At 71.0% G+C, this 12692-nt stretch carries 10 protein-coding genes; 5 read left to right on the top strand and 5 right to left on the bottom strand.

What is annotated here, in order from left to right; all coding sequences use genetic code 11:
- Positions 1 to 164 precede the first annotated feature (164 nt).
- From M1203_RS32425 to M1203_RS32405, 5 genes are all read right to left on the bottom strand, one after another.
- Positions 165 to 1475 carry a DUF58 domain-containing protein gene (locus M1203_RS32425; protein WP_249953401.1) on the bottom strand — a complete coding sequence of 437 codons (1311 nt, stop codon included), beginning with the start codon at positions 1473 to 1475 and terminating at the stop codon, positions 165 to 167.
- Positions 1476 to 1486: 11 nt separating this feature from the next.
- Positions 1487 to 2497: a MoxR family ATPase gene (locus M1203_RS32420; RefSeq protein WP_249953400.1), complete on the bottom strand. Its 1011-nt coding sequence runs from the start codon at positions 2495 to 2497 to the stop codon at positions 1487 to 1489.
- The gene (locus tag M1203_RS32415) at positions 2494 to 3684 is read right to left on the bottom strand and encodes a DUF4350 domain-containing protein (protein ID WP_249953399.1); all 1191 of its coding nucleotides are present in this window, start codon (positions 3682 to 3684) and stop codon (positions 2494 to 2496) included. The genes M1203_RS32420 and M1203_RS32415 overlap by 4 nt, the downstream gene beginning before the upstream one ends.
- Positions 3681 to 4313, bottom strand: a complete 633-nt coding sequence (locus M1203_RS32410; protein WP_249953414.1) for a DUF4129 domain-containing protein — start codon at positions 4311 to 4313, stop codon at positions 3681 to 3683. Before M1203_RS32410 ends, M1203_RS32415 begins: the two co-directional genes overlap by 4 nt.
- Positions 4314 to 4374: 61 nt before the next feature.
- Positions 4375 to 5604: a glycerophosphoryl diester phosphodiesterase membrane domain-containing protein gene (locus M1203_RS32405; protein WP_249953398.1), complete on the bottom strand. Its 1230-nt coding sequence runs from the start codon at positions 5602 to 5604 to the stop codon at positions 4375 to 4377.
- 194 nt (positions 5605 to 5798) lie between these two features.
- Between M1203_RS32405 and mtnA the strand changes: the two genes are divergently transcribed.
- The 5 genes from mtnA (at position 5799) to M1203_RS32380 (ending at position 12409) form a co-directional block, all read left to right on the top strand.
- Positions 5799 to 6956 (top strand): S-methyl-5-thioribose-1-phosphate isomerase, encoded by a 1158-nt coding sequence (mtnA, locus tag M1203_RS32400; RefSeq protein WP_249953397.1) that lies wholly within the window; start codon positions 5799 to 5801, stop codon positions 6954 to 6956.
- Positions 6957 to 6963: 7 nt separating this feature from the next.
- Complete coding sequence (gene mtrA / locus M1203_RS32395) at positions 6964 to 7641, top strand: two-component system response regulator MtrA (protein ID WP_003968748.1); 678 nt, start codon at positions 6964 to 6966, stop codon at positions 7639 to 7641.
- Between the two features lies 1 nt (position 7642).
- Positions 7643 to 9697 (top strand): MtrAB system histidine kinase MtrB, encoded by a 2055-nt coding sequence (mtrB, locus tag M1203_RS32390; protein WP_249953396.1) that lies wholly within the window; start codon positions 7643 to 7645, stop codon positions 9695 to 9697.
- On the top strand, positions 9687 to 11546 hold the full coding sequence (locus M1203_RS32385) for an LpqB family beta-propeller domain-containing protein (protein ID WP_374404525.1): 1860 nt from the start codon (positions 9687 to 9689) through the stop codon (positions 11544 to 11546). Before mtrB ends, M1203_RS32385 begins: the two co-directional genes overlap by 11 nt.
- A gap of 140 nt (positions 11547 to 11686) precedes the next feature.
- On the top strand, positions 11687 to 12409 hold the full coding sequence (locus tag M1203_RS32380; protein ID WP_249953394.1) for a ComF family protein: 723 nt from the start codon (positions 11687 to 11689) through the stop codon (positions 12407 to 12409).
- Positions 12410 to 12692: the final 283 nt, after the last annotated feature.

Below are 12692 nucleotides of genomic sequence, written 5' to 3'. Positions count from 1 at the left end.
GCAGGGGGGACCCTGTGGGAGAGTAGGACGCCGCCGAACAATTATTGTGGGAATGCCCCGTACCTTTTGGTGCGGGGCATTCCTGCGTTCAGGACCCATTTCTCGACGTAGTCGGTACTGGGGAGCCGACGAAAGCCGTCGGCTCCCCATCTTCGCTCTCGTTCTCAGAGGCGTCCCGCAGCCTTCAATGCCAGATAAGCGTCCGCGAGGGCCGGAGCCAGGTTCTCTGGGGTGGCATCCACGACAGTGACTCCGTGGCGCTGCAATTGTTCCGCTGTACGACGTCGCTGTGCTTGTGCCTGTGTGCCGGCGGCGGCTTCGTAGACCGAGTCCACCGAGCCCCGCTCCCGGCTCATCTTCTCGACATGGGGATCCGCGACGGACGCCACCAGGACCGTATGGCGTCGGGTCAATTGAGGCAGGACCGGGAGGAGGCCCTCCTCGATGGGAGCTGCGTCGAGCGTGGTGAGCAGCACGACGAGTGAGCGACGCGGGGCGTTTTTGAGTGTTGCCGCGGCGAGGCCGCGTGCGTCGGTCTCCACGAGCTCCGGTTCGAGCGGAGCCAGCGCGTTCACCAGTGCGGGCAGGACATCGCCCGCCGCTCGGCCCCGGACCTGGGCGCGGGTGCGACGGTCGTAGGCGAGGAGGTCCAGTTGATCGCCTGCTCGTGAGGCGAGCGCGGCGAGCAGCAGTGTGGCGTCCATGGCCGCGTCGAGGCGAGGCACGTCGCCGACGCGGCCGGCCGACGTGCGGCCGGTGTCGAGGACGACGAGGATGTGCCGGTCGCGTTCGGGGCGCCAGGTCCGTACGGCGACGGCCGACTGGCGCGCGGTGGCCCGCCAGTCGATGGACCGGGTGTCGTCCCCCGGTACGTATGTGCGAAGGCTGTCGAACTCGGTGCCCTCGCCGCGGGTCAACAGGCTCGTACGGCCGTCGAGTTCCCGAAGGCGGGCCAGCCGGGAGGGCAGGTGCTTGCGGCTGTGGAAGGGGGGCAGTACGCGTACGGTCCAGGGGACCGTGTGATGACCCTGGCGGGCCGCCAGACCCATGGGGCCGAACGAGCGCACTGTGATCCGTTCCGCTTGGCGGTCGCCGCGGCGGGTGGGGCGGAGCAGCGTGGTCAGCCGACGGCGCTCGCCTGCCGGCACGGTGAACTTGTGCCGTGACGCCGCCTGCTCGGTGCCGGGGAGCCAGCTGCTCGGCGGCCAGGCGTCGCGGAGATGAGCGCGCAGGCGCCGGCCCGAGGGGTTGGTGACGGTGAGATGGACCTCGGCGCTGTCACCAAGTCGAACTGATGTATCACCACTTCGGGTGAATCGGAGCGTTCGCACTGGTGCGGCGAGGGCGTAGTCGCACAGAATTGCCAGTGAGAGCGGGGCGTTGACGGCAAGGATGCCCGCCCAGCTGGGGGCGAAGAGGCCGACGGGGAGTGAGCCGAGGGCCGCGAGCAGCGCGGTTCGTCCGGTGAGGGCCATAGGTCACCGGCTCATCGGGGGACGGGGACGTGGGCGAGTATCGCGGTGATGACGGAGTCGGCCGTGACGCCCTCCATTTCGGCCTCGGGCCGGAGTTGGACGCGATGGCGGAGTGTGGGGAGGGCCAGGGCCTTCACATCGTCGGGGGTGACGTAGTCCCGGCCGGTGAGCCAGGCCCAGGCGCGAGCGGTGGAGAGCAGGGCAGTGGCGCCTCGTGGGGAGACGCCCAGTGCGAGTGAGGGGGATTCACGAGTGGCACGGCAGATATCGACGACATAGCCCGCGATCTCGGGTGTGACGGTTGTGCCTTCGACGGCGGCGCGTGCCGCTTCCAGGTCGGCGGGCCCGGCGACGGGCCGTACCCCTGCGGCTTGGAGGTCACGCGGATTGAAGCCTTGCGCATGACGGGTCAGGACATCGACCTCGTCGTCGCGGGACGGCAGCGGGACGGTCAGTTTGAGGAGGAACCGGTCGAGCTGGGCCTCGGGGAGGGGGTATGTGCCTTCGTACTCGACCGGGTTCTGGGTGGCGGCCACCAGGAACGGGTCGGGCAGCGACCGGGGCGTGCCGTCGACCGTGACCTGGCGCTCCTCCATCGCCTCAAGCAGCGCCGACTGGGTCTTGGGCGGCGTCCGATTGATCTCGTCGGCAAGCAGCAGATGTGTGAAGACGGGACCCGGCTGGAAGGAGAACTCCGCGGTCCTCGCGTCGTAGACGAGGGAGCCGGTGATGTCGCTCGGCATCAGATCCGGGGTGAACTGGACGCGCTTGGTGTCGAGTTCGAGGGACGCGGCGAGTGCCCGTACGAGGAGGGTCTTCGCGACGCCGGGGACTCCTTCGAGGAGCACATGCCCTCGGCAGAGAAGGGCGACCACAAGTCCGGTGACGGCGGGGTCCTGGCCGACCACCGCCTTCGCGATCTCCGTGCGCAGGGCCTCCAGGGAAGCGCGGGCGCTGTCCGTGTTCCCGGCGTCGCCGGTATTCGTGGTGTTCGCGGCGTTCTGTGCGGTCGGGGCACTCATGAGGTGCGTACCTCTCTTTCGAGGGCGTCGAGTTGGTCCGCGAGGCGGACGAGAGCGGCATCGTCGGTCGGCGCCGGACCGAAGAGCAGGGTGCGCGGATCTCGGGTGGTGTCCGGGAGCCGGGCAGAGACGGCGGGGATCAGGACGTCGGGGGAGTGGGCAGCGGATGGCGGTACGCCGAGGAGGGGTGCGAGACGGTCGCGGGCGGCCGAGCGCAGGGCCGAGGCGGCGTGGTCCCTGGCGTCCGCCTTGCGGTAGAGGCGGGCGCGGCCCTCGGTGGACTCCGAGGCCCGGATGGCGACGGGGAGTCGTTCGGCCACGAGCGGGCCCAGCCTGCGGGCACGCCAGACGGCGGCGAGCACTGCGGCGAGGAAGAGCTGGAAGGAGCCCCAGAGCCAGCCGGAGGGGATGAGGCCGAGGAAGTCACTGTCGCCGCCGCTTTCGGCGGCGGATCCATCACTGAGCGAGGGGAGGTACCAGACGAGATGAGGCCGGGAACCGAGCAGTTGAAGGGCGAGCGACGCGTTGCCGCGTTGGTCGAGGCGGTCGTTGTACAGGATGTCGGGAGAGCCGAGAAGGACGGTGTCACCGGCTTCCGCGCCGGTCTCCGTGATCCTGAGCAGGGTCGGCACGCCGTCGCTCATGTAGCAGGCGTCCGCGTCGGTGACGTCGCTGACGTATCGCTCGCCGCCGATGTCGACGGTGCCCGCGCGGTCGGCGGCGGGCAGCGGGCATCGCGGGGCGCGGGGCGAGACAGGTGCGGGGGTGTTCGTACGGACACCGGGCGCCAGGGTGCTGACGGAAGGCGGACCGGCACCGAGCAGGACGGTGCGGCCTCCCGAGGACGCCGTCGCGGTGCGCAGGGAGCGCTGCTGCTGTTCTGTCAGCAGATCGGGGTTGGTGACGAGGAGCGTGGTGTCGGGGCCGGCCGCGGCGGTGGCGTCGTCCAGGGTGGTGACAGGTTCGACGGAGACTCCCCGGTCCTTGAGGAGCTCGGCGACGGCGCGGCTGCCGAACTGGTCGGCGGAGCGCGGGTCGAGGCGGCCGTGCTGGTCACCGGAGTTGAGGGCGGCCATGGCGATCCCGGCCGCGAGCAGAATGACGAGCGCGAGGAGCAGTCCGCGGCTGCGGGTCCAGACCTGTCGGGTGGTGGGGGAGAGCGAGGTGGAGTTGATCGTGGAGGTCACTCGGCCGTTCCTCCGGAGACGGTGCTCAGCTGCGGTTTCGCTCTTTCCAGATCGAGATCGAGTGTGCTCAGCCGCCGGTATGTCTCCTCGTCGGCGGTGCGGCCGCCGTATGTGATGTCGTCGAATTCCCTGGCGGCCGTGCGGAGCCGGGCCGCGTGGTCGGGGAGATGGCGGCCGGCTTCGGAGGCGGCCTCGTCGGCGGTGCGGCCGGGGCGCGGGTCGAGCAGGGCCCGTTCCTCCAGGGAGCGGACGATGGCGCGCATGCGTTCCTGGGCGGCCGGGTTCCAGCGGGCGGCGGCGGCATGCGTCTCCGCGGTGGCGCGGTGTTCGGCCGCGCTGCGGGGGCCCTCGTCGAAGAGTGTGCGCGCCGTCCCGGGTATGCGGCGCGGGGTGCCCAGTCGCCACCAGAGGGCGGCGAAGAGCGCGACCACGATCAGCGCGATGACGGTGAGACCGAGCGGGCCACCAGGGGCCGCGCCGGAGGCGGAGGCGAAGAGGTCACCGACCCACTCCCAGAAGCGGTTGAGGGCGCGCTGGAGGAGGTTCGGGTCGTTCTCGTGGTACATCGGCCTGGACAGCTCCCGCTCCGCCGCTTCACGGGCGGGATCGCGAGGAGTGTCCACCGGCATGCCGTCGTCCGCGCGGATCAGCTGCCGCGCGCGTGCCGTTGCCCCCGTGATGGACACCGGTTCAGTTCCCCGGGGAGCCGCTGCCCGGCGGCTGAGTGCCGTAGCCCGCCACGCCCGCGGCCCGCGCCAGTTCGAGGTCGAGGGCCTCGCGCCGGATGCGCTGGTCGACGTAGAGGAGCACGGTCACGCCGGCGGAGATCGGATAGGTGATCGTGGAGGCGATCACCGAGCCGATGCCGGTGACGATCAGGTAGGGCCAGCCGAACTCCGGGCCTTCGCCGGAGTACAGGCCGGCGAGACCCCCGCTGTCCACCGCGGAGGCGATGAACACGAACGGGATGGCGATGATCATCGAGATCAGGAAGGTGATCAGCAGCGTAAGAAGCAGCACACCGAAGGTGCGCCACCAGGCGCCCGTGACGAGCTTGGTGGAGCGGCGCATGGCCGACAGGACGCTCTGGCGTTCCAGCATGAGCGCGGGGGACGCGAGGCTGAAGCGGACCATCAGCCATGCGATGACGACGAGGGCGGCCATACCGCCGAGCGCGGTGAGCGCGGCTCCTCCGGCGGAGCCGATCAGCAGGCCCGGGAGGACCCCGACGGACATGATGGCGGCGCTCATCAGCGGCAGCAGCAGGGTCAGGCCCAGCAGTTGCGGGAGCCGGGGACGGGCCTCGTTCCAGGCTTCCGAGAGCGTGACGGGGCGCCCCAGCACGGAGCGGCTGATCACGACGGTGAGCACGGCTGTGGTGAACAGGGTGCCGATCACCAGGATGACGAGCGACGGGATCTCGGCCACCAGAGTGGACGAGAGCGAGTCGGCGGCCTGACTCAGGACTTCCGACGGGCTCGCGTTCGGGTCGAGTTCGACCGGCTCGGGGAGCAGGTAGCGGCGGAAGAGGATGTCGCTGAGCTGCGAGATCACGGCGACAGCGAGGGTCACGCTGAGCACCACCCGCCAGTGGGTGCGCATCGTGGAGACGGCGCCGTCGAGAATCTCGCCCACACCGAGAGGCCGGAGGGGGATGACACCCGGCTTGGCGGCGGGTGGCGGGCCCCAGCCGGGACCGCCGCCCTGGGAGGGCCCGCCCCAGCCCTGTGTGGGCCGGGGAATGGCGGGGCCTGTGCCGGGGGCGCTCGGCGGGGACCACTGTCCGGCCGGCGGCTGCGCCGCGGACCACTTCGAGGGGGAGCCGGTGTCATCGGCGGGCGCGGCGGGCCTGGGCACACCGGCGTCCTGGCCGTCGGACGGGGCGGATCCGGGCGAGGCCCAGCCCGGAGTGTCGTTCACGGTCGTCCACCTCGTGGATTGGTTGCGGGGCCGGCTCGGCGAGCCGGCGCTTCAACGGCGCCTGTCCGCGGAGCGGGGCGGCGGGCTGGCAGCCATCGTGCCACGCGCCGCGCCCCGGCGGACCGGGGGCCGTATCTCCTTCTCTGCTCCGTCCTCGCCTTCATTGTCCGTGCCGCAGCGGGCAGACTGAGCGAATGGCTGATCAGTACGCACGATCCCCGGCCGGCGCCGGGCCGTCCATGCTTCCGTCGATCCGCTGGGACGAGCCGCCGGAAGGGCCCGTACTGGTACTTCTCGACCAGACCAGGCTTCCGGCCGAGGAGACCGAGCTGGTCTGTACCGACGTACCCGCTCTGGTGCGTGCCATCAGGGCACTGGCGGTGCGTGGGGCGCCGCTCCTGGGTATCGCGGGCGCCTACGGGGTGGCGCTGGCCGCGGTACGGGGCTTCGACGTGGAGGACGCGGCGGAGCGGCTGGCCGGGGCGCGGCCCACCGCGGTGAACCTCGGGTACGGGGTACGGCGGGCGCTTGACGCGTACCGGACGGCGGTCGACAAGGGCGCCGATCCGGAGCAGGCGGGGGCCGCGGCGCTCGCCGAGGCCAGGCGGCTGCACCGTGAAGATGCCGAGGCCAGCGCGCAGATGGCGGCGTTTGGGCTTACGCTCCTCGATGAACTGCTGCCGGGTGGCGGCCACCGGATCCTGACCCATTGCAATACCGGGGCGCTCGTCTCGGGCGGGGAGGGCACCGCGTTCGCCGTGGCGTTGTCGGCCCACCGGGCCGGCCGGCTGCGGCGCCTGTGGGTGGACGAGACCCGTCCGCTCCTCCAGGGCGCCCGGCTGACGGCGTACGAGGCGGCTCGCAACGGGATGGCGTACACATTGCTCACGGACAACGCGGCGGGTTCGCTCTTCGCGGCGGGGGAAGTGGACGCCGTCCTGATCGGGGCGGACCGGATCGCGGCCGATGGGTCGGTGGCGAACAAGGTGGGGAGTTATCCGCTCGCCGTGCTGGCCAGGTATCACCATGTGCCGTTCGTCGTGGTCGCCCCGACCACGACGATCGACCTCGATACCCCGGACGGGGCGTCGATCGAAGTGGAGCAACGACCGGGGCAGGAAGTGACGGAGCTCACGGCACCGCGCACAGCGGTGGCGGGAGTGGAGGCGGGAGGTGGGATGCCGGTGGCGCCGCTGGGAACGCAGGCGTTCAACCCGGCCTTCGATGTCACCCCTCCGGAACTGGTGACGGCGATCGTCACCGAATACGGCGCGCTGTCCCCGGTGACCGGGGGCGGAATCGCGGAGCTGTGTGCCAGGTCACGCCAAGGTAACGATGAGCTAATGGGATGATGTCGATATGAAGGGACGTGTCCTTGTCGTCGATGACGACACCGCACTGGCCGAGATGCTCGGCATTGTGCTGCGTGGTGAAGGTTTCGAGCCGTCGTTCGTAGCGGACGGTGACAAGGCACTCGCCGCCTTCCGTGAGGCCAAGCCGGATCTGGTGCTGTTGGATCTGATGCTGCCCGGCCGGGACGGGATCGAGGTGTGCCGGCTGATCAGGGCAGAGTCAGGGGTGCCCATCGTCATGCTCACGGCCAAGAGCGACACGGTCGATGTGGTGGTCGGGCTGGAGTCCGGGGCCGATGACTACATCGTCAAGCCGTTCAAGCCGAAGGAGCTGGTGGCGCGTATCAGGGCGCGGCTGCGCAGGTCCGAGGAGCCGGCGCCGGAGCAGTTGACCATCGGTGATCTGGTCATCGATGTGGCGGGTCACTCGGTGAAGCGGGAGGGGCAGTCGATCGCCCTCACGCCGCTGGAGTTCGATCTGCTGGTCGCGCTCGCGCGCAAGCCGTGGCAGGTGTTCACCCGTGAGGTGCTGCTGGAGCAGGTGTGGGGCTACCGGCACGCCGCGGACACCCGGCTGGTCAATGTGCATGTGCAGCGACTGCGTTCCAAGGTCGAGAAGGACCCCGAGCGGCCCGAGATCGTGGTGACCGTCCGCGGGGTCGGTTACAAGGCGGGACCGAGCTGACATGACCGGCGGCAGCGCTGCTCCGAAGCCCGGTGAGCCGGGAGTCCGTGCGGGGCGGGCTGCCGGGCCGGGGCATGCGCTGGCGCGGTTCGTCCGGCTGTTCCAGAGCGGCAGGCTGCTCCAGGACGGCTCACCCGGCGGACCGGTGCTGCGGCTCCTGGTGCGCTGGGTGCGGCGTCCGCTGCTGCCCGCCGTACGGCTGTGGCGCCGCAACATCCAGCTGAGGGTCGTCGCGGCGACGCTGCTGATGTCGCTCGGTGTGGTGCTGCTGCTCGGGTTCGTGGTCATCGGCCAGGTCCGCAACGGACTGCTGGAGGCCAAGGAGAAGGCCGCGCAGAGCCAGGCGGCCGGCGGGTTCACCGTGGCGAAGGAGAAGGCCGACGCCCCGGCGGCGCCCGGGGCCCGCGAGGGCGACGGGACGAACGGCAGATCGGGGAGGAACTCCGTCAACTGGCGGTCCGACCTCGTCGAACAGCTCGCCAGTGGCGGCCCCGGCGCGTTCAATGTGGTGGCGCTGAGCCCCGACGCGGCGGACGCCGTGTCCATCAGCAGGGCGCCCCGTGTGTCGGGCGGGGTGGACTTCGCCAGTGTTCCCGCGGATCTGCGGACGGCGGTCGCGCAGGGGACCGGTCCGTTCCAGGCGTACGCCCAGATCAAGTACACCGGGGCCACCGAGGCCAGGGAGCCGGAGCCGGGGCTGATCATCGGCAAGCGGCTGAACGACGTCGACCGTAACGCGTACGAGCTCTACTACATATTTCCGCTGACGCAGGAGCAGCAGTCGCTCAACCTGGTCAAGGTCACGCTCGCCACGGCCGGGCTCTTCGTGGTGGTGCTGATCGGGGCGATCGCCTGGCTGGTGGTGCGGCAGGTCGTCACGCCCGTACGGATGGCCGCGGGGATCGCCGAGCGGCTTTCCACCGGCCGTCTCCAGGAGCGGATGAAGGTCACCGGCGAGGACGACATCGCCCGCCTCGGTGAGGCCTTCAACAAGATGGCGCAGAACCTCCAGCTCAAGATCCAGCAGCTGGAGGAGCTTTCCAGGATGCAGCGGCGCTTCGTCTCCGACGTCTCGCACGAACTGCGTACGCCTCTTACGACCGTGCGGATGGCCGCCGACGTCATCCATGAGGCACGCAGTGACTTCGATCCGGTGACGGCGCGCTCGGCGGAACTGCTCGGTGACCAGCTGGACCGCTTCGAGTCGCTGCTGTCGGATCTGCTGGAGATCAGCCGGTTCGACGCGGGCGCGGCGGCGCTGGAGGCCGAGCCGATAGATCTGCGCGAAGTGGTGCGCCGGGTGATCGGCGGCGCCGAGCCGCTGGCGGAGCGCAAGGGCAGCCGGATCCGGGTTCTCGGGGACGAGCAGCCCGTCGTCGCGGAGGCCGACGCGCGCCGCGTCGAGCGGGTGCTGCGCAATCTCGTCGTCAACGCCGTCGAGCACGGCGAGGGCCGGGATGTCGTCGTACGGCTGGGCGCGGCGGGCGGGGCGGTCGCGATCGCCGTACGCGACTACGGCGTGGGGCTCAAGCCCGGCGAGGCGACACGGGTGTTCAACCGTTTCTGGCGGGCCGATCCGGCCCGTGCCCGGACGACCGGAGGGACCGGTCTCGGGCTGTCGATCGCCGTCGAGGACGCCCGGCTGCACGGCGGCTGGCTCCAGGCGTGGGGCGAGCCGGGCGGCGGTTCCCAGTTCCGGCTGACGCTGCCGCGTACGGCGGACGAGGCCCTGCGCGGCTCGCCCATACCGCTGGAGCCCGAGGATTCCCGGCGCCACCGCGAGCGCGAGGGCGCCCAGGATCTCAAGGAGACCGCGCAGCGGCTGGCCAGTGTGCCGCTCCAGCCGGGCGCGGACCGCTCCGCGCAGGCCGGAGCCCCCGGTGTGCCCGCCCCGCCCCGTACGACGGCGACGGTGGACCCGGCCGCGCTGCCCGGCAGCGGCGCGCGGGTGGTCGCGCGTCCCGCCGGGGAGCGGCCGTCCGGGAGCGAACCCGATCGCTCCGATCACTCTGCAGGCCGGACTCCGGAGCGGGAGGACACAATTCGTGGGCGTTGACCGCCGTCGTCATGGACCGGGTCGTCATGGGCCGGTGAGAGCGGTCCGGACGCCGACGCTGCTGGCGGCTGCCGCCGCGCTGCTGGCCGGGTGCGCCTCGATCCCCGACAGTGGCGATGTCGAGCCGGTCAAGGCGTCGCCGCCCGGTGAGTCGCAGGTGCGGGTGTATGCCGTGCCGCCCCGGGAGAAGGCGGAGCCGGACGAGATCGTCAACGGCTTCCTTGAGGCCATGACCAGTGATGATCCCGACTTCGCGATGGCCAGGAAGTATCTGACGAAGAAGGCGTCCGAGTACTGGCGGCCGGGTGCCGGTACGACGGTGCTGCGCGCCGCGCCCGACCCGGCGGGCCCGAAGGAGCTGTCCGGCACCGACAGTTCCGCTCTCACTTATCCGCTGTACGGCGACCGGATCGCGGACGTGGACTCCGTACATGCCTATCAGCCGACCGAGCCGAGCGAGTACGCCGGAGAGATCCGGCTGGTCAGGCAGGACGTCGGAGGCGCCAAGGAGTGGCGCATCGACAGCCTGCCGCAGGGGCTGGTGCTCGGTGAGTCGGACTTCCAGCGCAACTACCGGTCGGTCAACAAGTATTACTTCGCGTCGGGGGAGAACTGGCTGGTCGCCGACCCCGTCTACATCCGTCAGCGAATAGACCCGACAACCCGGATGGATCCGGTGACCCAGGCGGTCAAGGTGCTGCTCGACGGGCCGACGAACTGGCTGAAGCCGGTGGTCGACTCGCCCTTCCCCGCCGGTACGGCGCTCCAGAAGGGCACCAAGTCGCTGGAGTTCGACGACCGTAACGCCCTCAAGGTGCCGCTGAACGACAAGGCGTCCAAGGCGGGCCGTACGCAGTGCCGGAAGATGGCGGCGCAGCTGCTCTTCACCCTGCGGGATCTCACCTCCACACCGGTCGGGCAGGTCGAGCTGCTGGCCGACGGGTCCTCGCTCTGTGTGCTCAGCGGCGACCAGGCCGAGGAGTTCGCGCCCGACCGCACCACCGGCCGGTCCGACAATCCGTATTTCGTCGACGACCACGGGCGGCTGTCGCTACTGCAGGCGAGCGCCGACGAGAGTGTCGACCAGTCGCACGTCATCGGACCGTTCGGCACCGGCGGCGTGAAGCTCGGCTCGGTCGCGGTGGCGCGCGACGAGAAGCGCGCGGCGGGTGTCACGGACGATGCCAAGTCGCTCTATGTGTCTTCCATACTGTCGGACGGCGAGCTGGCTCCCGCTCTGGTGTCCAGCGACGGTCCGGCGCGCAGCCGGCTGTCCCCGCCGAGCTGGGACGGGCACGGCGATCTCTGGATCGCGGACCGCGACCCCGGCAAGCCGCGGCTGCTGCGGTTCGCGGAGGGCACCGGTACGCCGATCCCGGTCACGGTCCAGGGGCTCGGCGACGGGCGTATCCAGGGGCTGCGCGTGTCGGCGGACGGGGTACGCATCGCGCTGCTGGTGTCCGAGGGCGGCCGGACCACGCTCCAGATCGGACGGGTGGAGCGGAGCGGCTCCACGGCCGATCCGACGGTATCCGTGGCACAACTCCAGTCGGTGGCCCCGCAGATGGAGACCGTGACCGCGGTGTCCTGGGCCGGACCGAGCCGGCTGGTGGTGGTCGGCAAGGAGTCCGGCGGTGTGCAGCAGGTGCGCTATATCCAGACCGATGGCTCGACCTCGGCGGCGAGTGTGCTGCCCGGTCTGAACCAGGTGACCGCGATCGCGGCGGCGAACGATGACGGGCAGCCGCTGGTGGCCGACTCCGACGACGCCGGGATCGTCCGGCTGCCCTCCGGGGGGAACTGGCAGACGATGGTCGAGGTGGGCTCGTCGCCCGTCTACCCCGGTTGACACGCACGGGCCGGTCGGGGCCCCGGGAGTGTCCGGGAACGGGCGCTCGGCCGGGGTGTGCCGAAGCGAACCGGATCTTTGCCTGAACGAGTTGTCCACAGGGGTGGCCGGGCGCCTCCGTCATTGGCACAGTGGTTTCCATGCGGGCGTGGTGGCGGGAGATCACCGGCCTGGTGCTGCCGGTCGCCTGTGGCGGCTGCGGCAGCCCCAGGACACCTCTGTGCGAGGACTGCGGGCGGGCGCTGTACGGCACCTGGCCGTGCCGGGTACGGCCCGCGCCGGAGCCCGCGGGGCTGCCGGCCGTCCACGCCGCGGCGCCGTACGAGCACGCCGTACGGGCCGTGCTCCTGGCGCACAAGGAGCGCGGCGCGCTCGGGATGGCCGCGCCGCTGGGGCGGGCCCTGGCCGGGGCCGTACGGGCCGCCGCGCCGTCGGGCACGGGTGTCGGTCCGCTGCTGCTGGTGCCGGTGCCCTCCACGCGCCGCGCGGTCGGGGCGCGTGGACACGACGCGGCCCGCAGGATCGCGCTGGCCGCCGCCGGGGAGCTGCGGCGTGCCGACCGGCCGTGCCGGGTCCTTCCGGTGCTGCGGCAGCGGCGCGCGGTGGCCGACCAGGCGGGCCTCGGCGCCCGTCAGCGGCAGGCGAACCTGTCGGGGGCGCTGGAGGTCGCCGTCGGGGGCGCGAGGCTCCTGGAGGGCGGCAGAGTGGTGCTGGTGGACGATCTCATGACGACGGGCGCCTCGCTCGTCGAGGCGGCGAGGGCACTGCGTGCCGCGACCGGCTCCGGCAATCCGGGATTCGGCCAGGTGAGCGCGGCAGTTGTCGCCGCGCCGCCGCTCTCCTTCGAAATAAATCGGAACTGACCGGAAGCACGCATCGTTGCAGGTAAAGAGGGCAGGAGAACACCTGAACAGAGGTACGTGCCGGTAGCGGGTGCCGACACCCGTCCGAGAGGGCTATGTTCGGAGATGAGGAGTGGAGCGAGTCATGACTCGCCGAATACCCCGTGTTGCGTCGGCTTTTTCAGAACCTTGGAATTTCGGGGGATGGGGATCATGCCGATGGGGGAGGAGGAGGTGAAAGTCGCCAAGTCCGAGGCTCCGGTGGTTACCGGGGTCTGGTGCAACAGGGAGTAACTCCGCAACG

It is taken from the genome of Streptomyces sp. 35G-GA-8 (assembly GCF_023534745.1).
Classification (GTDB): domain Bacteria; phylum Actinomycetota; class Actinomycetes; order Streptomycetales; family Streptomycetaceae; genus Streptomyces.
The sequence above is the reverse complement of the archived record's forward strand: the minus strand, read 5'-3'. Positions and strand labels throughout refer to the sequence as shown.

Coding starts and splice junctions, on each gene's coding strand:
- M1203_RS32425 (WP_249953401.1), bottom strand. CDS start 1,475: ATGGCCCTCACCGGACGAACCGCGCTGCTCGCGGCCCTCGGCTCACTC.
- M1203_RS32420 (WP_249953400.1), bottom strand. CDS start 2,497: ATGAGTGCCCCGACCGCACAGAACGCCGCGAACACCACGAATACCGGC.
- M1203_RS32410 (WP_249953414.1), bottom strand. CDS start 4,313: ATGCCGGTGGACACTCCTCGCGATCCCGCCCGTGAAGCGGCGGAGCGG.
- mtnA (WP_249953397.1), top strand. CDS start 5,799: ATGGCTGATCAGTACGCACGATCCCCGGCCGGCGCCGGGCCGTCCATG.
- mtrA (WP_003968748.1), top strand. CDS start 6,964: ATGAAGGGACGTGTCCTTGTCGTCGATGACGACACCGCACTGGCCGAG.
- mtrB (WP_249953396.1), top strand. CDS start 7,643: ATGACCGGCGGCAGCGCTGCTCCGAAGCCCGGTGAGCCGGGAGTCCGT.
- M1203_RS32380 (WP_249953394.1), top strand. CDS start 11,687: ATGCGGGCGTGGTGGCGGGAGATCACCGGCCTGGTGCTGCCGGTCGCC.